This is a genomic window from Eubacterium sp. AM05-23 (assembly GCF_003477535.1).
Classification (GTDB): domain Bacteria; phylum Bacillota; class Clostridia; order Eubacteriales; family Eubacteriaceae; genus Eubacterium; species Eubacterium maltosivorans.
In genome coordinates this window covers 232,652-254,191 of record NZ_QUDF01000005.1, presented here as the reverse complement: position 1 = coordinate 254,191, position 21,540 = coordinate 232,652, and the positions used below count along the sequence as shown (strand labels likewise).

Below are 21,540 nucleotides of genomic sequence, written 5' to 3'. Positions count from 1 at the left end.
TCAGGAGGTAATTAAAATGTGTGATACTTTTGTAGCGTTGTCTGATGTTTCGGCATTAAATTCAGTAATTCTGGCAAAAAACAGTGACCGTCCCGCTTTTGACTGTCAGCCAATGGCTTATCATGAAGCGAAAACATTTGGTAGTGGAGAAAAACTGCAGCTTGCGTATGTAGCGATTGATCAGGCAGGAGAACGCTACCGAACCTTTGGGTCATCACCTTACTGGTGCTGGGGATATGAAGAGGGCATGAATGAGTTTGGCGTGACCATTGGCAACGAAGCGGTTTATACAAAAGATCTGACTGAAAATACCGAATCAGAGGAGGCTGGAAAGCCCGTTGATAAAGGAATTTTGGGTATGGAGCTTATCCGTTTAGGACTGGAACGGAGTAAAAGTGCAGAAGAAGCTCTCAATATTATGACAAAGCTGGTGGAGGAGTACGGACAATGGGGCTCTGGCGTGCCGATGTCTGATACGGTTTCGGGTTCCTACAATAATTCTTATATTATCGCAGATAAGAAAGAAGCCTATATTCTTGAAACCGCTGGTAATCGTTGGGCGGTACGTAAAGTTGAAAAAGGCTATGCTGCCATTTCAAATGAAGTCAGTATCCGCACAGATATGACAAGCGGCTGTAGTGATCTTATTGATCATGCGATTGAAAAGGGCTGGTGGCCCGAGGAAAAACGAGATGCTTTTGATTTTGCAAAGGCATATATCAATCAGAACAATCCACGCCAGGTTTCCCATATCCGCGTTCAGCGTGCCCGGCAATTGCTTTCACAGGCAGCAGGCCGTGATGAAAAAATTGACGTTGTGGATATAAAGCGTATTCTGCGCGACCACTATGAGGACACCTTTTTAGAAGGACCGTATTTCAATGCGTCGTCACCGGATTTTCTTACGATTTGTATGCATGATTCTCAGGCAGGATTTACCTGGGGGAATACCGCGTCCTCAATGGTTGCAGTTTTACCGGATGATGATCAGAAACTGCCTGTTATGTGGTGGGCACCAGTGGTCCCATGCTGCAGTATTTATATCCCGCTATTTATTGACGCCGGAGGTTTGCCGGAATACTTACAGGAGGCGGGAACATTCGGAAAAACCATGCGCGCGCCGTCAGACGTTGACCGTGAGGACACTTACAGGGAAGGTTCATTCTGGTGGGATATGCGTTCGCTGCTGGATGAAATCAACGGTGATGCAGACGGAGATACCTATGAACAGCGCCACGCGATTGTAAGAAGTTTATTTGATGAGCTGGAAAATAAATGGCTGACCGAGGTCAATGCTGTTGAGATGAGAGCGGCGGCATTGAAAAATGATGGAAAAGTGCAGGAAGCAGCAGATATGCTTTATGCTTATACCGAAAAATGTGTTGCGGAAGCGCAGGCAGCTATTGAGCGTGCTAAAAAGATGTTCCGCATTTAAGAACAGATTCTAAGATCTGTGGAATGCAGGATAAGCATAGCAATCCCGAAATATCCAAAATGAAAACAAAGGTTAAGAAAATGTCAAGTATAAGAGAAAACGCAGACTATATCATAAAAAAATCAATTGACGCCGTTTTGCCGGATGAAGCGGTCAAAAGGGCTCTTGAAAATAAGGATTTTGGAAATGGGCGGGTACGGCTGGTAGCAGTGGGCAAAGCAGCCTGGCAAATGGCTCAGACAGCTGACGAGGTGATGGGAAAACGTATTGAGTCTGGTATAATCGTGACAAAATATGGCTATAATAAAGGCCCCATCGCTGCTTATACCTGCATTGAGGCAGGACATCCCGTCCCGGATGAAAATTCCTTCAAGGGCACACAGGCAGCGCTGGAGCTGGTTAAGGGCTTGAATCAGAAGGATACAGTTCTCTTCTTACTCTCAGGAGGTGGTTCTGCGTTATTTGAAGACCCTGTAATTCCAGGTAAGGAGCTGGCCGATCTGACAGAACAGCTGTTGGCCAGCGGTGCGGATATCGTAGAGATAAACACGTTTCGCAAACGCATGAGCAGGGTGAAAGGCGGGCGCTTCGCTCTCGCCTGTAAGCCCGCCCGGGTATACTGCATTGTCCTGAGTGATATTGTGGGCGATCCTCTGGATATGATTGCCAGCGGCCCGGCTTATCCAGATTCCTCGACAGCTGAGGACGCAAAGTGCGTAGCCCGAAAATACGGGCTGAAGCTTTCATCAGCTGTATGGGACGCTTTGGAACGGGAGACTCCCAAGCAGCTTGATAATGTTGAGACAGTGATAACCGGAAGTGTGCGTGAGCTCTGCACAGCGGCCAGAAATGCCGCAGAAGAGCTTGGCTATAAAACCCAGCTTTTAACAGATCATCTTGATTGTGTCGCACGGGAAGCAGGAACACTGTTGGGAGATATTGCCCTGACACATCAGGAGTCAATAGAAAGCTGCGCATGGATTGCTGGTGGAGAGACAGTGGTCCGGCTGACCGGTAAAGGAAAAGGCGGCCGCAATCAGGAGATTGCGCTGGCGGCGGCTGATAAAATTTCTGCCTGTCATAATACGGCTGTTTTTAGCATCGGTTCTGACAGTACAGACGGACCCACAGACGCTGCGGGTGGTTTTGTTGATGAAAACACAAAGCCTTTGTTATTCGAATTGGGAATATCGATATTCGATACTCTTCAGGAGAATGATGCCTACAACGCCCTTAAGGCCAGTGGTGGATTAGTGATAACCGGAGCAACAGGTACTAATGTCAATGACGTTGCGATGGTTTTGATAAAACGTTAAGATAAGCTGTTGCCTGAAGGCATAAAGCGTGATAAAGTATCATCAGGACTTAACAGCCTGAAGAAACAGTGTCGGTGTTAAGCCGGCACTGTTTTACTTTGTTTGATCGGTTTGTTCGTATAATTGACAAGGTATATGGAGATATAAGCCATGGAAGATAAAAAACAAATGGAAGAAAAGGCGGCTGAGCAGCTCAATTCATTTATCTATACCGTCGCCCACGAGTTGAAAACGCCAGCCCGTGAGATTAGCCTGTACGCAGAGTTTATTGAAGAGGACAACAGAGATAAGCTGACAATGCAGTCTATTAAGGACCTTCATTCCATTCGCAGAACCTGTGAAAGAATGACCGATATGGTGAAACGACTGATGGAGTATTCTAAAGCGGATCTTAAAAATATTGATCGGATACGCATCAATACACAGTTGCTTATCCATCAGTGCTTTGAGGAATTAATGCGGGCAGAACCAAATCGAAAGGTCACCTTAACAATGGAGGATTTACCAGAGCTTACAGGCGATATGTTTCTGATCAAGCTGATGGTTATGAATATTCTTTCAAACAGTATTAAGTTTACAAGAAGCAGAACAAAAGCGAAGATCATGGTTTTTGCTACCGCTCGTGATGGTTATGTGGCTTTTCATTTTCGTGATAACGGTATCGGCTTTGATATGAATTACGCAGACCAGATATTTGAGGCCTTTGAACGGCTTGAGAGCAATGAGGCATACGAGGGAAATGGCATTGGCCTGGCTACTGTTCGCAGAATCGTGCAGAGATTTGACGGCAAGGCGTCGATTATGGGTTGGCCTGAAAAGGGCTGCGAGGTTACCGTTTGCTTTCCAGAGGAAATAATTTATCCGGATATAAAAGTCAGCAGGCAGGAGTGCTCTGTGGTTAAAATTGGCATTATCGGAGACTTAACGGGAATCGCTTCAAAGGAAGAACGGAGCAAACAGGCAGCTTACCAGCTGGCAGTAAAGGAGATAAATGAGGCAGGTGGTATCGATGGAAAGCAGATTGAACTGTTGATACGTGACGACCGTTCGCAGTCTGACCTTACAAACAAAGCGGCGCTCGAGCTTACCCAGCAGGAGCACGTGGATGTTCTGATGGGCTCAACACTGTCACCTTCACGAGATATTATGCAGCGCTACGCCCAGCAGACCAAAACACTCTATCTCAATACCCAGCAGACCGAGGGCGGTGTTTCAGGCCATTATGTTTTCTGCTTATCAGCTATGCCGGAGCAGCAAATGGAAAAAATGCTGGCCTATCTGTTTAAAAAGTATGGCTCAAAATGTTATATCGTGGCCGCAGACTATAACTATGGTATTTTATCTGCCGAGTGGGTAAAATATCTTGTCCCTAAGTTGGGAGGAGAAGTTGTTGGCATCGAATATCTGGATGAAAAAATGATGGATTTTACATCGGTCATTGACCGGATTCTCCAGGTTCAGACCGATGTTTTGTTTTCTATGTGTGTTTACCCCAACCAGGACCGCTTTTACCTTCAATGGCACGAGCGCGGGCTTAACCATATTCCCAATGCGACCACACAGGTCGCAGCAGAATATCCGCTGAATGTTGAGCTGAAAGCGCCAGTCCTTGAAAATATGTACGTGATGGCGTCGTTTATTGAAGAACTAAAAACTACCAGAGCCCAGCAATATGTAAAGAAATTCCGCTCTGTCTACAATCATCAGAATGTTCCATACATGAACATGGATACCGAAACAGCTTACACGGCCATGCACTTGTATAAACGGGCTGTGGAGATGGCCGGGACAACGGAAACCGAAGCAGTGATCTCAGCCCTTGAAAGCGGAAGTGTGTTTTATGATGGCCCTGGTGGTCGTGTTACGGTTCGTGGGGAGGATCATCACACCATCCGCACCATGTCGTGCTTCCGTATTGATAAAGACCACCATGCAGAGGAAGTATTCCGAACAGAGCCCCAGCATTCCGATTATATCGAATCGATGATCAAAAGGAACACTGGTGTGCAAGGAGGCATTAAAGCATTGGGAATCAACGCTGAAAACCTTCAATACAACATGCTTCTGGATAAAATCCGTTAGGCTGACAGTGCAAGATCAGCATATACTATCAGAAGTTTTTACTGTGGCGAAACAGAAGCACCCATTTGACAAAAACAAAAAACCATAGTATACTCTCTAGCTAGCTGGAATTTGTGCTGCAGATTTAGTTTTGGGAGGAAATTTATGAAAATTGAAAAGATTATGACAGATGAAGCGAATATTGCAGTTGTTTCCAGTAAAGAGAAAATAATCAGAGATACGAACTCCGCACTTGATTTAATCATGACGGTACAATACGAAACCGGAGCGGACAGAATCGCGATTGATAAAGATGCTGTTTCAGAAGATTTTTTTATACTGAGCACGGGAATTGCCGGCGAAATCCTTCAGAAATTTATTAATTATCGTATAAAAGCAGCGATCTTTGGCGATTACTCAAAATACACGAGCAAGCCATTGAAGGATTTTATTTATGAAAGCAACCATGGCAGAGATTTCTTTTTCGTGGCGACACGGGCAGATGCTGTTGAGCGGTTAAAGGATAAATTATAGTATTAAGTGCAAATTCCAGATTGCTTTATTAATATGACTTAAACCTAAGGAGTGCATAATGGCGTATATTATTTCAGGCGAGTGTATAGCCTGCGGCGGCTGTGTGACAGAGTGCCCAGTCGAGGCGATATCAAAAGGGGATGACAGATATGTCATTAACACAGATGAATGCGTGGACTGTGGTGTATGTGAGGAAACCTGCCCCACAGGTGCAATTATATCTGATTAGAGAGTTTGTAACGTTAAATGGCATTATAAGAAAGTCGTTGAGTGTGTATTATAAAAGATACACACTCTTTTTCTTTTTTAAGTACAAACGATAAACAAAATAAATATTTTCATTATGAGCTTGACTTGGAGTTCACTTCAAGTGTTAAAGTAATATGCAGAGGCCGGAAAACAAAGGCTGGCTTTAAAAATTTTATGAGGAGTATAGAAAATGAAAGAAAATAATTATAAAAATCCGGGTGCTTTTCCAATTGGAGAAAAGAATGACGCCTTTGCGGAATATTTTGTTGGTCAAAGCTATTTGAATATGTTGTCGACATCGGGTGTGGTGATTGGAAATGTCACTTTTGAGCCAGGCTGCAGAAACAACTGGCATATCCATCATAAAGGGGGCCAGATTCTCATGGTCACAGGCGGTAAAGGCTGGTATCAGGCCTGGGGAGAACCCGCGCAGGAATTAAACCCGGGAGATGTTGTGAGTATTCCGCCAGAGGTTAAACATTGGCACGGAGCAGCTAATGACAGCTGGTTTTCCCATTTAGCGGTTGAGGTTCCGGCAGAGGGCACGTCAAACGAATGGCTGGAGCCCGTAACAGACGAAGAATACAAAAAGCTTTGAGTAAGGGGGCGCTTGAAAATATTCCTTTCAGACCTTCAGAACTGGATACAGAATATCCAATAGTGACGACAAAAAAATAATGGAATAGCAGTCAAGCTATTGACAGTCAAAATAAACCGTGCTATACTACAAAGCAATTGAATAAACAATCTTCAGGGCAGGGTGCAATTCCCTACCGGTGGTATAGCCCACGAGCCGCAAGGCATGATTCGGTGAAACTCCGAAGCCGACAGTACAGTCTGGATGAAAGAAGATAAACGATGGTTATGTTTTATTTGCTCTGGAATGATTTTATCATTTCAGAGCTTTTTAATTTTAAATATACCTTGGATACAGGAAACTGACGTCAAATGCCTTGAATGATTTTATTCAAGGTATTTTTCTTTTTAGGAGGTGTTAAGTTTGACCGACCAGGATTATATGCAGCTGGCCCTTGAGGAAGCCTGGAAGGGCTGTGGCTTTGTTAACCCCAATCCCATGGTGGGTGCAGTTATTGTGAAAAACGGCCGTGTCATTGGAAAAGGCGCTCATGAAAGCTATGGCGGTCCCCATGCAGAGCGCAACGCCATTGCTCATTGCACCGAGAATTTAAAAGATGCCACTCTCTATGTGACCCTTGCTCCGTGCTGTCATTTTGGAAAAACACCGCCCTGTACCGATGCCATTTTAAAAAGTGGTATCAGGCGTGTAGTTATTGGTTCTCACGATCCCAATCCTTTGGTGGCGGAAAAAAGCGTGGAAATGCTTCGGCAGCATGGCGTCGAGGTAACGGCTGGAATTTTGCGGAAGGAATGTGACGCATTGAATGATGTGTTTTTCCATTTTATCAGAACGCGCGAGCCCTATGTTGTCATGAAATACGCAATGACGATGGATGGAAAGATCGCAACGGCTTCAGGAAAATCGAAATGGATTACTGGTGAGGCGGCAAGGGAAAAGGTGCATCAGGATCGAAAGCGTTATACAGCTATTATGACAGGAATCGGAACAGTCCTGTCAGATGACCCCCTGCTAACCTGCCGTATACCGGGAGGGCGGAACCCCGTTCGCATTGTCTGTGACACAAAGCTGCGTATACCGCTGACAGCGCAGTTGGTAAAGACGGCCCAAAAGACAAGGACTATTATTGTGACAGGTAGCAGTGATGTTAAAAAGCGGTCGCTTCTTAGTAAAGCAGGCTGTGAGATATTTACGCTTCCACTAAAAAATGGCAGAATTGATTTAAAGACTCTGATGAGAAAACTGGGCGAAATGGATATTGACAGTGTTTTAATGGAGGGGGGACCGCAGCTTAACAGTGCGGCCTTAGAAAGTGGAATCGTCAGAAAAGTACAGGCCTATATTTCCCCAAAGCTGTTTGGGGGCCAGCAGGCAAAAACGCCTGTCGGAGGAACTGGCGTTGATTCACCCAAGGCAGCGTGGCATCTATCTGCACCATTGATTACAAAACTCGGGCAGGATATTCTTTTAGAAAGTGAGGTGACTCCATGTTTACAGGAATTATAGAGGAAATAGGTATGGTTCAGACCATTCGCAGAAACACAGCGTCAAGCATGATAACATTTGAAGCCAGCGTTGTTCTGGAGGACGCGAGAAAGGGAGACAGCATTGCGGTAAACGGCGTCTGCCTGACCATAACATCCTTTTCCGGTTCGTGCTTTACGGTGGATATTATGCACGAGACGCTGAAACGTTCCTCACTCAGCAGCCTGCGTCCCGGGGATTCTGTTAATCTGGAACGCGCCATGCCTGCACTGGGGCGGTTTGGCGGCCATATTGTAGCCGGCCATATTGATGGGACCGGTAAGATAACGGCAGTTAGAAAAGATGATAACGCCGTCTGGTATACCATTCAGACCAGCAGTAACCTTTCACGCTATATTATCGAAAAAGGCTCCATCGCAGTGGACGGCGTCAGTCTGACCGTTGCCAGCATAGCTGGAAACCAGTTCAGTGTTTCTGTTATCCCGCATACAGTAAAAAATACCATTTTATCCCAAAAGGGAGCTGGAGATTGTGTAAACCTTGAAAATGACTGTATCGGCAAATATGTCGAAAAGCTTCTGGGTATGGCACCCCAACAGAGCAGCATCACAAAAGATTTTATAATGAAATTTGGCTATTAGGAGGCAGAAAATGATTAAATTTAATACAATTGAAGAGGCGTTGGAGGACCTGCGCCAGGGGAAAATCATCTTAGTGACAGATGATGAGGACAGAGAAAATGAAGGTGATTTTGTATGTGCCGCAGAATTTGCAACAACAGAGAATGTCAATTTTATGGCAGTGCATGGAAAGGGCCTGATCTGTATGCCAATGGGGATTGAGCTGTGTAAGAAACTTCGGTTTCCCCAGATGGTCTCTGACAATTCAGACAACCACGAGACAGCCTTTACGGTGTCCATTGACTATATTGATACGACAACAGGCATCTCGGCTGAAGAGCGCGGGCTTACCGCACGGAGGTGTGTGTGCGATGAAGCAAGGCCTGAGGATTTTCGTAGGCCAGGGCATATGTTTCCGCTCATGGCAAAGAAAAATGGCGTGCTGGAGCGCAGTGGGCATACCGAGGCCACTGTTGATTTAATGCGCCTGGCAGGACTAAAGGAATGCGGACTCTGCTGTGAAATTATGAAAAATGATGGCTCTATGATGCGTACAAAGGAGTTGGCTGAGCTGGCCGAGAAGTGGAATATGAAGTTCATAACCATTAAAGATTTGCAGGTTTATCGAAAAAGACATGACAGGCTGGTAGAATGTGTTACCTCCACAAATATGCCCACAAAATTTGGTGAGTTCAAGGCCTTTGGATACGTAAATAGAATGAATGGCGAGCATCATATCGCGCTGGTGAAGGGCGATATTGGAGATGGCAGGAATCTTCTGTGCCGTGTGCACTCTGAATGCCTGACCGGGGATGCCTTTGGATCGATACGCTGTGACTGTGGCCAGCAGTTTGAGGCAGCTATGATGCAGATCGAAAAAGAGGGACGCGGTGTTCTGCTCTATATGAGACAGGAGGGAAGAGGCATTGGACTGATCAATAAGCTAAAGGCTTACGAACTGCAGGATCGTGGAATGGATACGCTAGAAGCCAATCTGGCTCTGGGCTTTTCCGGTGATTTGCGTGAATATTTTATCGGGGCTCAGATTCTGCGTGATCTGGGGGCAAAAACCTTACGGCTTTTGACCAACAACCCGGATAAAATTTATCAACTTTCAGATTTTGCCATGGATATTATCGAACGCGTACCAATTCAGATCGCTGCGACAGATTATGATTTGCGTTATTTAAAAACGAAACAGAACAAAATGGGACATTTGTTAAATTATTAAACATAAAGGAGAAAAATTATGAATGTATTTGAAGGAAAACTGATATCAAAGGAAATTAAGATAGGGATTGTGGCATCGCGTTTTAACGAATTTATAACATCAAAGCTTCTGTCTGGCGCACTGGATGGGTTAAAGCGGCACGAAGTCAAGGATGAGGACATCGATGTCGCCTGGGTGCCGGGGGCGTTTGAAATTCCGCTCATTGCGTCTAAAATGGCGAAATGTGGTAAATACGATGCCGTAATCTGTGTGGGCTCTGTTATCAGGGGCAGTACCTCCCACTATGATTATGTCTGTAATGAGGTATCTAAGGGTATCGCCCACGTATCCTTAAGCAGTGAGATTCCCGTAATGTTTGGAGTGCTGACGACTGAAAATATTGAGCAGGCCATTGAACGCGCCGGTACAAAAGCAGGGAATAAAGGATTTGACTGTGCCATTGGCGCCATTGAGATGGTCAATTTGATTCATGAAATTGAAAGCTGAGGACGAATTGCTCATTTTTGATTATGACGGCACCCTGCATGACAGTATACAGATCTATGCGCCGGCATTTCGAAAAAGCTACAGAGCACTGGTAAGAATGGGATATGTGCCAGAAAAGCAGTTTACAGATATGGAGATCAGCCGGTGGCTGGGCTTCACTGCGCAGGAAATGTGGCAACTTTTTATGCCAGAGCTGCCACAAAAGCTCAGGGAGAAATGCAGCCGAATGATCGGCGATGAAATGGTTCGGCTTACACAGAAGAATAAAGCGCTTTTATATTCTGGAGCCCTTAATATGCTGGAGCGGCTGAGTGCAGAACACTCATTGATTCTGTTGAGTAACTGTAAGCAGCGATATATGGAAGTGCACCGCCACTGTTTTGAGCTGGATAAATATTTTGATGACTTCTATTGCGCCGAAGAATATCATTTTATTCCAAAATGGAAAATTCTTCAGCAGATATGGACACACTCTGACAGAAGTAAAGGCATTGTAATCGGGGACCGCTGGCAGGATATGGAGGCGGCACAGAAAAACGGGCTGCCAGCCGTTGGCTGTGCCTATGGGTATGGAAGCAGAGATGAACTTGCGGGCGCGGCAAAAATTGTGAATGACTGCGCGGCTCTTTACACAGCCATAAAGAAGATTACAAACCCATGTATCTAATCTGAAAATTAAGATATCCAAATTGATGTGCATTTTCAACCGTGAATCTGTTATAATAAAAACCTAGGAAAGAAGGAATGTTACTTATGAGAAATGCACAAGAGTACAAAGGTTATTATTTGGATATTTTTTACACCGACGGATTAGTCAACGGAATCATCCAGCAGACTGAAGAAGAGCTCCAGGGACTCACCATAGAAGAGGTCATAAGAGAGTTTAAAAAGAAAGTAAATATGATCAGCTGATACAGGGCTGAAAATTTACAAAAAGAGGTCCATTACATTAAAAAAACTATTACATCACGCTGCTTTTTATGTTAATATAAGATTGTAAAACAATTGAATAAGAGTTAGAGCTTTTTGGTATTTAATTGGAAACGACACATCTGTAAAACTGGCAGATGACAACGAACAACACAGCTGTCGTTTTTCAACTCTTTTTTCATTTTGTCAGAAAAGGAGAAATTTAAATGCCAAAAACAAAATTACAAAACGTTATTTTCACACTGTTAATGGCCCTGGTCATGGTTTATGCTTTAATCTGCTACAATATTGCACTGGACAAGGGCGGACTGAGCAATGCAGTGTTCTTGCTGGCTTTTCACGAGCTGACATTTATGTGGCCCGTTGCGGTTATCCTTGAGCTGTTTGTGGTTGAAAAGCTGGCGCAGAAACTGGCTTTTAGAATTATAGCACCTGAATCCAATGAGCCCATCTTTATCGTTTTCGCCATATCGGCAATAACCGTTTGTCTGATGTGCCCAATGATGAGCCTGGTTGCGACCGTCTTATTTAAAAATCCTGGAAGTGAGATCATTGCTGTGTGGTTCCAGACAACGGTCATGAATTTTCCAATGGCTCTGTTCTGGCAAATATTTTTTGCAGGACCCTGTGTGCGTTTTGTTTTCAGAATGCTGTTTAGGAAGCAGATGGCTGAAGAATTTGAATAAGCACTATCTGAGCATCGGCAGGCAGAAAAGCCAGACGATGCTCTTTTTTATGGGTCCATTTAGTAGGAGAGAGCCCGATCAGTGAAAACAATACCTCGCAGATGGTCGATCTCGTGGCAGAGACATTTTGCCATCTCTCCGCTGACATTCAAATAGATTACATCGCCGTTTTCATCCTGGGCGCGTACCTTGACAGCCCTGGGCCGCAGGGTCCTTATATGCCGTCCTGGGAAGCTTAGACAGGATTCAATGCATTCCCGTGATCCCTCTGTGTCCAGGATTTCTGGGTTGACAAGCTTCAGATGGTAGCCTGCGTAATCAATGACAATGAGCTGGAGAAGAATACCGGCCTGGTTAGCAGCTAAGGCGGCAGCGCCGGGTGTAAGCAGCAGGGTATTCATCATGTCATCCAGCAGGCTGCGGACCGAGTCGTCAACCTCTTGAACCTTCTGGCATTTCTGTTTTAAAACAGGATCATCATTATAGTGAAGCGGAAGCTTTGGCATGGCATTCTCCTTGACAAGTATTCTAAAAACATTGTATACTGAGAAATTTATGATGTCAATGTTTCCTTTTTGTGTCATAAAAAGGGAAAGCATGCTATAATAAAAAGAAAAATGAACGCTCGGGGAGGAAATAATTTTGCATTACCGAAAAGCGACTATTGAGGATCTTGATCTCTTATGTGAAATCCGAAAGAGACAGTTAATTCATGAAGGACTGGACCCAGTATTCAGTATTGATGATGAGTTGAAGGCTTTTTTCAGAAAAAGCTTCGAGGACAATACGATGATTGAGATGTTGGCAGTAGAAAACGGAAAAATTATAGCTACGGGTGCGGTTGTTTTTTATGCCTATCCGCCGAGCTATTCAAATAAAACTGGAATGTCTGCCTATATTACCAATATGTTTACAGAGCCTGTATACCGTGGAAAGGGTATTGCCACAAAAATATTGGATATACTGGTAAGGGAAGTGAAAAGCTGCAGAATCACTGTAATACGCCTTCGCGCATCAAAATTCGGAATGCCGGTTTATAAAAAATATGGCTTTGTCGAGGAATCTAACTGGCTGTGTATAAAGTGAATAAAATCATGTTTGGTTTTACGGAAAATATGATAGAATAAATCTACCGAGTAGCAAATGTGTAAATTCTGGCTTGGATTTACGCATTTTTTATTTTTGTTAAATAAGGGTATTTTTAATCGTTAAGGGTAAGAATCTATAAAACAAAAAGCTAAATTCAAATAGATCTTTTTTGTTTTTATAAGCACGGCTCAATCAATAAATCGGTCGTTTTGTGTTATAATGAAAATACTATTTGAAAGCCAGGAGGAAAACATGAAAAAGAAGTCCATTTTCTCTTTGACATTGGTATTATTATTTTTTATATCAGCCGTTCTTTCACCGGTTTATGCCGAATCAGAGGAAGAACTCCAGAAAAAAAAGACAGAAGCCAGCCAGAAGAAGGCAGAATATGAATATCAAATTGATATGAAGCAGAACACGGCTGAGGGAATCGAAAATGAGATCAATAAGGCTGAGGAAAAAATCAAGACCATCACAGACAAGGTCAACGCCTTTGATGGACAGATCAGCGAGATCAATACAAATCTTGAAGCAAAGAACCAGCAGCTCGCAGGCACTCAGGCAAAGCAGGCTGAACAGGAAAAAGACCTGGAGGAACGTCTGAGAGTCATGTATATGTTTGGCAATGAAGGCTACGCCAGCGTCCTTTTCTCTTCAACCAGCTTTACTGATTTTATCGCCAAAGCAGACATGATCCGCCTGATTGCCCAGGCTGACCGAAACGCGGTCAATGCTTTGGAGACAACCGCAAAACAAGTCAAAACACAGCAGGAGGAGATAAAAGCCGATAAAAAGCAGCTGGAGTCCTTGAAGCAGGAACAGGAGATTGCGCTAGCCAGCCAGAATGATATACGTGAACAAGAAAAACAGCTTCTGGCAGAAAATCAACATGTCATCAACGAATTGCAGGCTAAAGTTGAAGCCGAACAAGCAATTTATGATGCGGCGGATGACGAGTTGGCCAGACTGGCTGTTCAAGGTGAAAATGAAATTGGACAAGGTAACGTTCCGGGAAACACTGGTGAGAACGGCGAAGGTAATGAAGGCACAGGGGATAATAATGGTGGAGGTAATGAAAACCCTGTTCCTGATCCGGGACCGGCACCTTCTGTAGGCCTTATTTGGCCAATTTCTTCAGAATACCACCCCGTAGAATGGGATGATATGTTTGGTGATCGTATCCATCCCGTATATGGTACATGGACATGGCACAGTGGTTGTGATATGGCAGCCCCAGGTGGTACATCAGTTTGGTCACCGGGTGATGGAGTTGTAACCTTTGCGGGTTGGAACGGCGGCTATGGAAACTGTATTATGATTGCTGTTGATGGTGGAACTGTCCTTTTTGGTCATCTAAGTTCTATTGACGTTTCTAAAGGACAATCCGTGCGCCAGGGACAACACGTCGGCGCTGTTGGAACGACTGGAACATCCACCGGTAATCACCTTCATTTAAGTTTCCTGGTTAATGGAAACTACGTCGATCCCTTAAACTATATGCACTGGTAATAAAAGGACAATAAAAAACAAGATGCCAGATAAATCTGGTACCTTGTTTTTTACTTTATCAGAGAGTTATTTGTTTTTATACCATACCGAGGCGTTCAGGCAGAGGGCAAAAGAGACCCAGAGAATATATGGCAGCATAAGCCTTGCGGCCGTTTTACTTACCTTGGCGTATTCTTTAGCAGTATAGAGAATTGTCAAGAGGAGAATAGACATTTCGATCAGAGCTGTACCCCTTAAATGAAATTTAAAAAACAGAAAAGACCAGATAAAGTTAAGACTGAGCTGGAGTCCGTCTGCTTTGTGAATAGCCATTTCCTGTTCATCGTCTGCGGCTTCCAGAGCCTTGTACTTTGCAAGCCCCATCAATGCGTAAAGGGTTGTCCAGGCCACTGGAAATGCCCATTTAGGCGGTGCAAAGCTGGGCTTATCCAATTCAGAATATTCTTTTACATCTTTAGATATAGCCTTGCCGACAACAGAGCCAAGAGCCAAAGGGACGGCTAAACAGGCAGCCAAACGTTTTGGGTTTGTTTTTTTAAATAATTCAGACATTATAATCAATCCTTTCGATAATGTATATAAGTAATTTACCCGGAGTCGCTCCTTTAAAACCAAACACACTAATAATCTGAAATTTTAATAAAGCATGGATTATTCCAAGTGAAAAAGGTGTATATATATGGCAAAGAAAGAAAATAGAAGCAGACAAATTGCTTCTATTTTTATGCTTAAATTGGACTTGTTTCTGGGAATATGGGATAATAAATAAAAAACATCACGAGGCAGAAATGAAAATAAATAAAATCGCATTAATCGGCGCCGGTGCACTGGGCGTGCTGTATGGAAGCCGCCTGACCGAAGCTTTTGGTAATGAACGTGTTTATTTCATCGCGGATCAAGAACGTACTGCGCGTTACAAGAAAACCCCTTTTACCTGTAATGGAAAGATCTGTGACTTTCGCTATGTTGAGGATACAATGAAAACCGAAACTGTGGACCTTATTATTGTCGCGGTAAAATATACCGGAATCGACCAGGCAGTGAAAAGTATCCGTAATTTTGTGGGCAGAGAGACCATGATTATTTCATTGCTCAATGGCATTGCCAGTGAAGAGGTGATTGCGGAGGCCTTTGGGCAGGAGCATTTGCTTTATTGCGTGGCTCAGGGGATGGACGCAGTGAAAGAGGGCTCTGATGTCCACTACGATAACGGTGGCATTTTATTGCTGGGGAGCCAGGATAACACCAGAACAGTGCCACTGCAGGCTGTTGCAAAGATACTGGAGACGGCCGATATTCCTTATAAAATTCCTTGCGATATTCACTATTGTCTGTGGAACAAGCTCATGCTGAACACTGGTGTCAACCAGACCGCAGCGGTTTTTGAGACAAATTACGGAGGGCTTCAGAAAGAGGGCGAGGCCAGAGATCTGATGCTGAAGGCTATGGAAGAAGCTCGGATAGCGGCGGCTTACGAGGGAGTTTGTCTGACAGAAGCGGACATTGCGGAGTGGCTGCGGGTTTTGGATAGTCTGAACCCTGAGGGAATGCCCTCTATGCGGCAGGATACCAAGGCGCATCGTAAAACCGAGGTGGACCTTTTTTCAGGAACCATCTGCAAGCTTGGGAAAAAACACAGCTTTGAAACGCCAGTCAATGATTATCTCTATGAACAGATTCATAAAATAGAGGAGGCATATGATTAAAAAGACTCCCATCGGGGTAAATTAAAAATAGCCGCTTAAAGAGCGGTGGGATCGAAGAGATCTCTGTGATACCCTTCAGTGTGACTGAGGGGTATTTTTTGCGTAAAAAAGGCCAGCCTGTGCTGGCCTTTTTAATCAGTCAAAGTTATCCATTGACGACTTCGCCGCCGTTTACATGAATTACCTGTCCTGTTACATAGCTTGAGTCATTACTGGCAAGATAGACATAAGCCGGTGCCAGTTCGTAGGGCTGACCGGGCCGGTCAAGCGGGACATCTTTGCCAAACCGTTTAACATGCTCCTTGCTGAAAGTGGCCGGGATAAGTGGTGTCCAGATCGGCCCGGGAGCAACGCCGTTTACACGAATCGCTTTACCAAGAATCTCCTGATTGCTCGACAACGCCCGGGTAAAGGAGACGATGGCGCCCTTTGTGGCAGAGTAGTCCAGAAGAGTAGAGCTCCCGCGGTATGCTGTTACAGAGGTTGTGTTTACAATGGCAGCCCCTTTGTTGAGATGAGGCAGGACAGCTTTGACCATGTAAAACATACTGAAAATATTTGTTCGGAATGTTCGGTCAAGCTGGGCTGGTGAAATCTCAGTAATACTCTCTGCTACGTGCTGTTCGCCAGCATTGTTTATTAATACATCAATATGGCCATATTGCTCAATAATCTTGCTCACGCCTTTCTTTACAAAAGCGTCATCACCGACATCTCCCTTTATGGAGAGGGCTTCTGCGCCCAGCTCTTTCACGCGCCTGACAATGGCGGCAGCGTCATCATCGGAATCCAGATATAGAATGGCGAGCTTTGCGCCTTCTTTGGCAAAGGCGATTGCTACGGCGCCACCGATTCCGCTGTCTCCGCCAGTAATGACAGCAACTTTGTCTTTAAGCTTTCCGCTGCCCTGATATTCCGGATTTTCCATTACAGGTTCAGGTGAAACATTTTTAGTGGAATCATCGATGTAATAGCCTTTTTGCGGTTCCTGAGTTTGTATGTTTACCTGATTTTCTTTTTCACTTTTCATAATATTACGCCTTTCTTTTTAAAATTTATATTAATTGGATACCCATTCACTTTTTAAAGCGACAATAGAGCTTTTCCTTTTAGGGTTATTAAAGCTTTTCTCGATTCTGAACAAAAGCTTGAACATTTGAGAGAAGTGATAAGGAGACATAAAAATCGGGTAAACAATAGTTAACAATTATTAATGGAGGAACTCATTATGAAAGATGATAAAAGAATTGAACCAACTAACGACGGCGAAGGCGTTATTGAACAGCGTGCCGGTGAAAAGGAACGCCCAACCAATGACGGTAAGGGTATGGAAGGCAATGACAAAGATAAAAAATTCTTTGGGGCAAGAGCTTTGGAAGAAGACGAAAAAGAATAAACCTTACGGTATATAAGCTGCGCGGCCGCGCAGCTTTTTTTCATGCAGAAAAAAAGAAGCCTATTAAGACTTCTTTTGCTGATGATCATAAATCCAAAAGCTGCCAATAGGCGTATTATTATTATCAATTTGGCATCCAAGGGCTTGGGCTGCCTGCTGTACATCCTTTTGTGAAAAGATTTCAAAAATATTTATCTCCATCTGTCCATTTTCGTTAAACGCGTTCTTTGCCATCTGGTCAGAGAGGTATTCCTTTAAAAATACAGTTTTGTCCATGTCCGTACACTCCTTTTTTATAGTATGAATAAATCATACCCAAAACAAAGCAGAACAAAGCAAATAAGTCTGACACTATTGGCTTTTCTCTTTTTCTTTATGATACTTATAAACTTTCCAGCCGATGGGAATGGCAATAATGGCAAGGATGACTAAAATAAAGATAAGCCATGTGAATGCTCGCTGCAAGTAAAAAACAGAGGACTGGACAGCAAAGCTGAAACGAATGCCAACAACCATTCCAATGACAAAAATAATGGCGATTCCCACAACGTATAAGATGATTTTTGTTTTTAAATTGCTCTTTTTTTCAGGTTCTTTATCCTGTTGGACTTTTTCAATTTCTTGATCCTTCATAGGGGCCTCCTTTTAACTAACGTATGGTTTTAGTATAACCAATTTAGTTTAAAAGTAACAGAGGTTTCTGTTTAAAAGCATTAAAATTTTAATAAATCTGTTGGTTAAATTTAAGAATTTTTAAGTTGTCTGGCATGAGAGACAGGATTATACTGAAATTAAGCTTAATGAATAAGGAAGGGAAAATGAATGCGTAAAAGAATATTGATAATCGACGATGATGTGGAGCTTTGTTCTCTGCTTTTAAGATGTCTTGAACGAGATGGATACGAGGTATGTGCTGTGCACACTGGTGCCACGGGATTAAACCGTCTGGAAGAAAAAGAGGCCACACTGGTTATACTGGATGTGATGCTGCCCGAGATGAGCGGATTTGACGTTCTTAACGAGATTCGAAAAACAAAAAGTACACCAGTGCTGATGCTGACAGCCAGAGACAGTGAAAATGATAAAATACTAGGCCTGAAAAGCGGCGCAGACGACTACCTCACAAAGCCCTTTTCGATTAATGAATTCATGGCCCGTGTGGAATCCCTAATTCGGCGCTATACCATCTTAAATCATGATAACCCATGCAAAGAGAGTAGACTTGCTTTTAAAGGAGGTCTGTTAATCAATCCGGTGGAAAGAAGTGTCAGCATACAGGAAAAAAAGATTGCGTTAACAAACAAAGAATTTGATCTTCTCTGCTTTCTGGCAGAAAATCCTGGACAGGTTTTTACCAAGAAACAGCTCTATACACAGATATGGCAAGAGGAGTATGCCTTTGATGATGGGAATATGATGGCCTATATCAGTAAGCTGCGCAGAAAGATTGAGAAAAAAGATCAGGAAGCAAGCTATATTCAAACGATCTGGGGTGTGGGCTATCGTTTTAATAAAGAGGCTGTTTTATGAACGCCACAGTTTTGACAGTTCTGTGTTTGATACTCCTTGCAGCTGTTTTGATTCTGAGCATCCGGCTTTTTAAGGTTAAAAAGCAGATGATAAAGGCCGGTATTATTCTTGATGAAATTGAGAAAGGCAATTTAAATCGCCGGATTTTAGCGAGAAAGGGTGATATGACCGCAGAACTTTGCTATAAAATCAATAAAATTGTCATGAACAGTGAGCGTGAAATTGCTTCGTTGAAGAAAATTGAAAGGACAAACCGACAGCTGATGACCAATTTGTCCCACGATGTCCGGACTCCGCTCACTTCTCTTATCGGCTATCTGGACGTATTAAACAGCGAAAAGACAGAAACTGAGGAGGGGAAAAGGTATCTGGGCATTGTCTGGTCAAAGGCTTATGATCTTAAAGATTATGTGGACGTTCTTTTTGACTGGTTCAAGCTGGAGTCAAGGGAATACCCTTTTTCTTTTGAGGAGCAGGACATATGTGAGCTCACCAGGAATGGACTTATCGACTGGATTCCGTTATTTGAGGAAAACAATCTTGACTACACGGTCCATATCCCAGATGAAGAATACCAGGTCAGGCTTGATACGCGTTCATGGAACCGTATCCTGAATAACCTTGTCCAAAATGCCGTAAAGCACAGCGGGTGTTCTTCGCTTGAAATCGGTATCGAGAGGTGTGAAAGCAGCGTAATGCTCTGGGTAAAAGATAATGGGAGCGGCATTGCCCCCGATCAGCTTCCCCATATTTTTGAGCGGCTGTACAAATGCGATTCATCGAGAAGTTGCGCGGGCAGCGGCCTTGGGCTGGCCATTACAAAGGAACTGGTTCAGGCAAATGGAGGAACCATTCAGGCAGACAGTGTTTTATATCAGGGCACTGTTTTTACAGTTGTTCTGCCTTTATGCTAAAAACTAGAAAAATGCAAGGTTTTGGTAATGAATGTACAAGCTATTTTTCCTATACTGAAAAGCAGCAAAAGAAAAGGAGCGAAACAAATGCATAAACTGATCATTCAGACAAAGGATTTAACCAAAACCTATGGTGAGCAAACCGTTGTAGACCACGTCGATCTTCATGTAAGGAATGGAAAAATTTATGGTCTTTTAGGCCGAAATGGCGCGGGAAAAACAACAATTATGAAAATGATGATGGGTCTTACCCATATAACGGAGGGAGAAATTGAAATCTTCGGCCAGGGGGTCGGGGCGCGTCAGAAAGACATTTATCCCCGTATTGGTGCGATTATTGAAGCCCCTGGCTTTTATCCTAATCTCACAGGGACAGAAAACCTGAATGTATTTGCCAAGCTTAGGGGGATAGTAAGCCCGAGCGCGGTTAAGGAGGCGCTGGAGCTTGTAGGACTTCCCTATAATGATAAAAAGCTTTTTTCAAAATATTCACTGGGCATGAAGCAGCGCCTCGGAATTGCAAATGCCATCATACATGATCCAGAGCTTTTGATTCTCGATGAGCCAACCAATGGACTGGACCCTATCGGCATTGCCGAAGTCCGGAAATTCATTCGGTTTTTAAGCGAGGAACGAGGAAAAACCATTTTAATATCAAGCCATATTTTACCCGAAATTGCTCTTCTGGCCGACGATATTGGCATACTCCACAACGGTGTTCTTCTGGAGGAAAACAGTCTGGCAGCTCTGCAGAAAAAGAATGAATGCTATATTGCCTTTAAAGTCTCCTCGACGGCTAAGGCCGCCAGAGTGCTTGAACAGTTTTTGGGAATCACACATTATGTTATCGAGGATGACCACAGCCTGAGGGTGCTGGACACAAGTCAGGATATCGCAGAAATTAATAAAGCGTTTATGATGAATGAAATAGCTGTGAGCCGATCCGATTTGTGTGAGGAGACCCTCGAGGATTATTTTAAAAAGATCACCGGAGGTGAGGGAATTGCTTAACTTGATCCAGGCCGAATTTATGAAAATCAAACGGCAGAAATTCATCATTTTGACACTGCTGGCATCTTTGCTGGTGCCGCTACCATGGTGTGTGGTGTGTATCCGTGATAACCTGGGCTTTCAAAACCTCTTTCAGGGCATGCTGGTTTACGGAGGTCTGTTATTTTTGCCCTGTGTGCTGTGTATCGCGGCAGCTACCCTGTTTTACAGAGAAGAAGATTATGATACTCTCAAGAATATCATTATGGTGCCTGTGAGTAAAACAGCTCTTGTTCTGTCCAAGATGACAGTATTGCTGATCTTATCTGTTGCCTACTGTGTTTTGGGGCTGCTGGTCTGCATCTTTCTGAGTTTTTTTCTGCTGAATGGCGGACTGGCAGAATTCAGAATAACCGCAGTTCAGGATACACTGATGCTGGCTGTATTTGTATTTTTAGCCATCACCCCTATGATTACGCTCATATTGCTGTTTAAAAAGGGATATATCTTTGCGGTGATTATATCTTTTATTTACGCTATCAGCAGTTTCTCGGTTCTTTTAGTCGGCGTAAAGGTCATGTTTCCCATGATGGCGGTTTTTCAGCTTGTTATCATGCAGCACAACCTGAATATTGAAAAGCTTCCCCAGGAGAGCATTGACTTTTATCATTATCTCATGTATCCAGCTGGGGTATCGCTCGCCTGCCTGATTGCAGTGGCTCTGGTTTCGATCGGACTGGCTATCTTCATTTATAAACAGCAGGAAAATTAGGAG

The 21,540-nt window shown here is 43.7% G+C and carries 26 protein-coding genes and 1 riboswitch; of the genes, 21 read left to right on the top strand and 5 right to left on the bottom strand.

The genetic code is table 11. From position 1 onward, the window contains the following. Window positions 1-16 precede the first annotated feature (16 nt). From DW091_RS08820 to DW091_RS08765, 13 genes are all read left to right on the top strand, one after another. The gene (locus DW091_RS08820) at window positions 17-1,435 is read left to right on the top strand and encodes a C69 family dipeptidase (protein WP_118517969.1); all 1,419 of its coding nucleotides are present in this window, start codon (window positions 17-19) and stop codon (window positions 1,433-1,435) included. A gap of 80 nt (window positions 1,436-1,515) precedes the next feature. Beyond that, the gene (locus DW091_RS08815) at window positions 1,516-2,751 is read left to right on the top strand and encodes a DUF4147 domain-containing protein (RefSeq protein ID WP_118518021.1); all 1,236 of its coding nucleotides are present in this window, start codon (window positions 1,516-1,518) and stop codon (window positions 2,749-2,751) included. Window positions 2,752-2,901: 150 nt separating this feature from the next. Further along, window positions 2,902-4,833 carry an ABC transporter substrate-binding protein gene (locus DW091_RS08810; protein WP_118517968.1) on the top strand — a complete coding sequence of 644 codons (1,932 nt, stop codon included), beginning with the start codon at window positions 2,902-2,904 and terminating at the stop codon, window positions 4,831-4,833. A gap of 144 nt (window positions 4,834-4,977) precedes the next feature. Next, a complete protein-coding gene (locus tag DW091_RS08805; RefSeq protein WP_096919815.1) occupies window positions 4,978-5,346 on the top strand; it encodes a DUF4180 domain-containing protein in 369 nt (122 codons plus the stop codon). Window positions 5,347-5,404: 58 nt separating this feature from the next. Beyond that, entirely contained in the window at window positions 5,405-5,575 is a 171-nt protein-coding gene (locus DW091_RS08800) for a 4Fe-4S binding protein (protein WP_118517967.1), read from the top strand. A gap of 210 nt (window positions 5,576-5,785) precedes the next feature. Continuing rightward, window positions 5,786-6,193 (top strand): cupin domain-containing protein, encoded by a 408-nt coding sequence (locus DW091_RS08795; RefSeq protein WP_118517966.1) that lies wholly within the window; start codon window positions 5,786-5,788, stop codon window positions 6,191-6,193. Window positions 6,194-6,337: 144 nt separating this feature from the next. After that, window positions 6,338-6,452, top strand: a riboswitch (FMN riboswitch). A 143-nt stretch (window positions 6,453-6,595) separates the two neighbouring features. Continuing rightward, window positions 6,596-7,699 carry a bifunctional diaminohydroxyphosphoribosylaminopyrimidine deaminase/5-amino-6-(5-phosphoribosylamino)uracil reductase RibD gene (ribD, locus tag DW091_RS08790; RefSeq protein WP_118517965.1) on the top strand — a complete coding sequence of 368 codons (1,104 nt, stop codon included), beginning with the start codon at window positions 6,596-6,598 and terminating at the stop codon, window positions 7,697-7,699. Further along, window positions 7,681-8,319, top strand: coding sequence for a riboflavin synthase (locus DW091_RS08785; protein WP_118517964.1), 639 nt, complete (start codon window positions 7,681-7,683; stop codon window positions 8,317-8,319). The genes ribD and DW091_RS08785 overlap by 19 nt, the downstream gene beginning before the upstream one ends. Window positions 8,320-8,329: 10 nt before the next feature. After that, window positions 8,330-9,529, top strand: a complete 1,200-nt coding sequence (locus DW091_RS08780) for a bifunctional 3,4-dihydroxy-2-butanone-4-phosphate synthase/GTP cyclohydrolase II (protein ID WP_118517963.1) — start codon at window positions 8,330-8,332, stop codon at window positions 9,527-9,529. 18 nt (window positions 9,530-9,547) lie between these two features. Next, window positions 9,548-10,015: a 6,7-dimethyl-8-ribityllumazine synthase gene (gene ribE / locus DW091_RS08775; RefSeq protein WP_074616805.1), complete on the top strand. Its 468-nt coding sequence runs from the start codon at window positions 9,548-9,550 to the stop codon at window positions 10,013-10,015. After that, on the top strand, window positions 9,999-10,682 hold the full coding sequence (locus DW091_RS08770) for an HAD hydrolase-like protein (RefSeq protein WP_118517962.1): 684 nt from the start codon (window positions 9,999-10,001) through the stop codon (window positions 10,680-10,682). The genes ribE and DW091_RS08770 overlap by 17 nt, the downstream gene beginning before the upstream one ends. 86 nt (window positions 10,683-10,768) lie before the next feature. After that, the gene (locus tag DW091_RS20305; RefSeq protein WP_167495155.1) at window positions 10,769-10,927 is read left to right on the top strand and encodes a hypothetical protein; all 159 of its coding nucleotides are present in this window, start codon (window positions 10,769-10,771) and stop codon (window positions 10,925-10,927) included. 224 nt (window positions 10,928-11,151) lie between these two features. Beyond that, window positions 11,152-11,631 (top strand): DUF2798 domain-containing protein, encoded by a 480-nt coding sequence (locus tag DW091_RS08765; protein WP_118517961.1) that lies wholly within the window; start codon window positions 11,152-11,154, stop codon window positions 11,629-11,631. Between the two features lie 59 nt (window positions 11,632-11,690). On the opposite strand, the gene def is transcribed toward DW091_RS08765, so the two are convergent. Next, window positions 11,691-12,137 carry a peptide deformylase gene (def, locus tag DW091_RS08760; RefSeq protein WP_058694523.1) on the bottom strand — a complete coding sequence of 149 codons (447 nt, stop codon included), beginning with the start codon at window positions 12,135-12,137 and terminating at the stop codon, window positions 11,691-11,693. A 136-nt stretch (window positions 12,138-12,273) separates the two neighbouring features. Between def and DW091_RS08755 the strand changes: the two genes are divergently transcribed. Next, window positions 12,274-12,717: a GNAT family N-acetyltransferase gene (locus DW091_RS08755; RefSeq protein ID WP_118517960.1), complete on the top strand. Its 444-nt coding sequence runs from the start codon at window positions 12,274-12,276 to the stop codon at window positions 12,715-12,717. Window positions 12,718-12,972: 255 nt separating this feature from the next. After that, window positions 12,973-14,229: a peptidoglycan DD-metalloendopeptidase family protein gene (locus DW091_RS08750; protein ID WP_158577861.1), complete on the top strand. Its 1,257-nt coding sequence runs from the start codon at window positions 12,973-12,975 to the stop codon at window positions 14,227-14,229. A gap of 66 nt (window positions 14,230-14,295) precedes the next feature. On the opposite strand, the gene DW091_RS08745 is transcribed toward DW091_RS08750, so the two are convergent. Then, window positions 14,296-14,781: a TspO/MBR family protein gene (locus DW091_RS08745; protein WP_118517958.1), complete on the bottom strand. Its 486-nt coding sequence runs from the start codon at window positions 14,779-14,781 to the stop codon at window positions 14,296-14,298. A 236-nt stretch (window positions 14,782-15,017) separates the two neighbouring features. On the opposite strand from DW091_RS08745, the gene DW091_RS08740 reads away from it, so the two are divergent. Continuing rightward, complete coding sequence (locus tag DW091_RS08740; protein WP_118517957.1) at window positions 15,018-15,935, top strand: ketopantoate reductase family protein; 918 nt, start codon at window positions 15,018-15,020, stop codon at window positions 15,933-15,935. A gap of 145 nt (window positions 15,936-16,080) precedes the next feature. Here DW091_RS08740 and DW091_RS08735 read toward each other — a convergent pair whose 3' ends face one another. Next, window positions 16,081-16,965: an SDR family oxidoreductase gene (locus DW091_RS08735; protein ID WP_118517956.1), complete on the bottom strand. Its 885-nt coding sequence runs from the start codon at window positions 16,963-16,965 to the stop codon at window positions 16,081-16,083. A 198-nt stretch (window positions 16,966-17,163) separates the two neighbouring features. Between DW091_RS08735 and DW091_RS20120 the strand changes: the two genes are divergently transcribed. Further along, window positions 17,164-17,331, top strand: a complete 168-nt coding sequence (locus DW091_RS20120) for a hypothetical protein (protein ID WP_013380587.1) — start codon at window positions 17,164-17,166, stop codon at window positions 17,329-17,331. Between the two features lie 63 nt (window positions 17,332-17,394). Here DW091_RS20120 and DW091_RS08730 read toward each other — a convergent pair whose 3' ends face one another. Continuing rightward, complete coding sequence (locus tag DW091_RS08730) at window positions 17,395-17,607, bottom strand: hypothetical protein (RefSeq protein ID WP_074616813.1); 213 nt, start codon at window positions 17,605-17,607, stop codon at window positions 17,395-17,397. A 75-nt stretch (window positions 17,608-17,682) separates the two neighbouring features. Further along, complete coding sequence (locus DW091_RS08725) at window positions 17,683-17,964, bottom strand: hypothetical protein (RefSeq protein ID WP_058694534.1); 282 nt, start codon at window positions 17,962-17,964, stop codon at window positions 17,683-17,685. A 189-nt stretch (window positions 17,965-18,153) separates the two neighbouring features. Between DW091_RS08725 and DW091_RS08720 the strand changes: the two genes are divergently transcribed. From DW091_RS08720 to DW091_RS08705, 4 genes are all read left to right on the top strand, one after another. After that, window positions 18,154-18,861: a response regulator transcription factor gene (locus DW091_RS08720; RefSeq protein WP_118517955.1), complete on the top strand. Its 708-nt coding sequence runs from the start codon at window positions 18,154-18,156 to the stop codon at window positions 18,859-18,861. Then, window positions 18,858-19,775 (top strand): HAMP domain-containing sensor histidine kinase, encoded by a 918-nt coding sequence (locus DW091_RS08715; protein ID WP_118517954.1) that lies wholly within the window; start codon window positions 18,858-18,860, stop codon window positions 19,773-19,775. The genes DW091_RS08720 and DW091_RS08715 overlap by 4 nt, the downstream gene beginning before the upstream one ends. Before the next feature lie 87 nt (window positions 19,776-19,862). Beyond that, window positions 19,863-20,786 carry an ABC transporter ATP-binding protein gene (locus DW091_RS08710; protein WP_118517953.1) on the top strand — a complete coding sequence of 308 codons (924 nt, stop codon included), beginning with the start codon at window positions 19,863-19,865 and terminating at the stop codon, window positions 20,784-20,786. Beyond that, window positions 20,779-21,537 (top strand): ABC transporter permease, encoded by a 759-nt coding sequence (locus tag DW091_RS08705; RefSeq protein WP_058694538.1) that lies wholly within the window; start codon window positions 20,779-20,781, stop codon window positions 21,535-21,537. Before DW091_RS08710 ends, DW091_RS08705 begins: the two co-directional genes overlap by 8 nt. The last annotated feature ends 3 nt before the right edge of the window (window positions 21,538-21,540 follow it).

Bases quoted from the DNA above. Each gene is read 5' to 3' on its own strand.
- DW091_RS08730 (WP_074616813.1), bottom strand. From the start codon at position 17,607: ATGGACAAAACTGTATTTTTAAAGGAATACCTCTCTGACCAGATGGCA.
- ribE (WP_074616805.1), top strand. From the start codon at position 9,548: ATGAATGTATTTGAAGGAAAACTGATATCAAAGGAAATTAAGATAGGG.
- DW091_RS08800 (WP_118517967.1), top strand. From the start codon at position 5,405: ATGGCGTATATTATTTCAGGCGAGTGTATAGCCTGCGGCGGCTGTGTG.
- DW091_RS08720 (WP_118517955.1), top strand. From the start codon at position 18,154: ATGCGTAAAAGAATATTGATAATCGACGATGATGTGGAGCTTTGTTCT.
- DW091_RS08740 (WP_118517957.1), top strand. From the start codon at position 15,018: ATGAAAATAAATAAAATCGCATTAATCGGCGCCGGTGCACTGGGCGTG.
- DW091_RS08750 (WP_158577861.1), top strand. From the start codon at position 12,973: ATGAAAAAGAAGTCCATTTTCTCTTTGACATTGGTATTATTATTTTTT.
- DW091_RS08735 (WP_118517956.1), bottom strand. From the start codon at position 16,965: ATGAAAAGTGAAAAAGAAAATCAGGTAAACATACAAACTCAGGAACCG.
- DW091_RS08715 (WP_118517954.1), top strand. From the start codon at position 18,858: ATGAACGCCACAGTTTTGACAGTTCTGTGTTTGATACTCCTTGCAGCT.
- DW091_RS08810 (WP_118517968.1), top strand. From the start codon at position 2,902: ATGGAAGATAAAAAACAAATGGAAGAAAAGGCGGCTGAGCAGCTCAAT.
- DW091_RS08765 (WP_118517961.1), top strand. From the start codon at position 11,152: ATGCCAAAAACAAAATTACAAAACGTTATTTTCACACTGTTAATGGCC.
- DW091_RS08770 (WP_118517962.1), top strand. From the start codon at position 9,999: ATGAAATTGAAAGCTGAGGACGAATTGCTCATTTTTGATTATGACGGC.
- DW091_RS08805 (WP_096919815.1), top strand. From the start codon at position 4,978: ATGAAAATTGAAAAGATTATGACAGATGAAGCGAATATTGCAGTTGTT.
- DW091_RS20120 (WP_013380587.1), top strand. From the start codon at position 17,164: ATGAAAGATGATAAAAGAATTGAACCAACTAACGACGGCGAAGGCGTT.
- DW091_RS08780 (WP_118517963.1), top strand. From the start codon at position 8,330: ATGATTAAATTTAATACAATTGAAGAGGCGTTGGAGGACCTGCGCCAG.
- DW091_RS08745 (WP_118517958.1), bottom strand. From the start codon at position 14,781: ATGTCTGAATTATTTAAAAAAACAAACCCAAAACGTTTGGCTGCCTGT.
- DW091_RS08820 (WP_118517969.1), top strand. From the start codon at position 17: ATGTGTGATACTTTTGTAGCGTTGTCTGATGTTTCGGCATTAAATTCA.
- DW091_RS20305 (WP_167495155.1), top strand. From the start codon at position 10,769: ATGAGAAATGCACAAGAGTACAAAGGTTATTATTTGGATATTTTTTAC.
- DW091_RS08725 (WP_058694534.1), bottom strand. From the start codon at position 17,964: ATGAAGGATCAAGAAATTGAAAAAGTCCAACAGGATAAAGAACCTGAA.
- DW091_RS08785 (WP_118517964.1), top strand. From the start codon at position 7,681: ATGTTTACAGGAATTATAGAGGAAATAGGTATGGTTCAGACCATTCGC.
- def (WP_058694523.1), bottom strand. From the start codon at position 12,137: ATGCCAAAGCTTCCGCTTCACTATAATGATGATCCTGTTTTAAAACAG.
- DW091_RS08795 (WP_118517966.1), top strand. From the start codon at position 5,786: ATGAAAGAAAATAATTATAAAAATCCGGGTGCTTTTCCAATTGGAGAA.
- DW091_RS08815 (WP_118518021.1), top strand. From the start codon at position 1,516: ATGTCAAGTATAAGAGAAAACGCAGACTATATCATAAAAAAATCAATT.
- DW091_RS08710 (WP_118517953.1), top strand. From the start codon at position 19,863: ATGCATAAACTGATCATTCAGACAAAGGATTTAACCAAAACCTATGGT.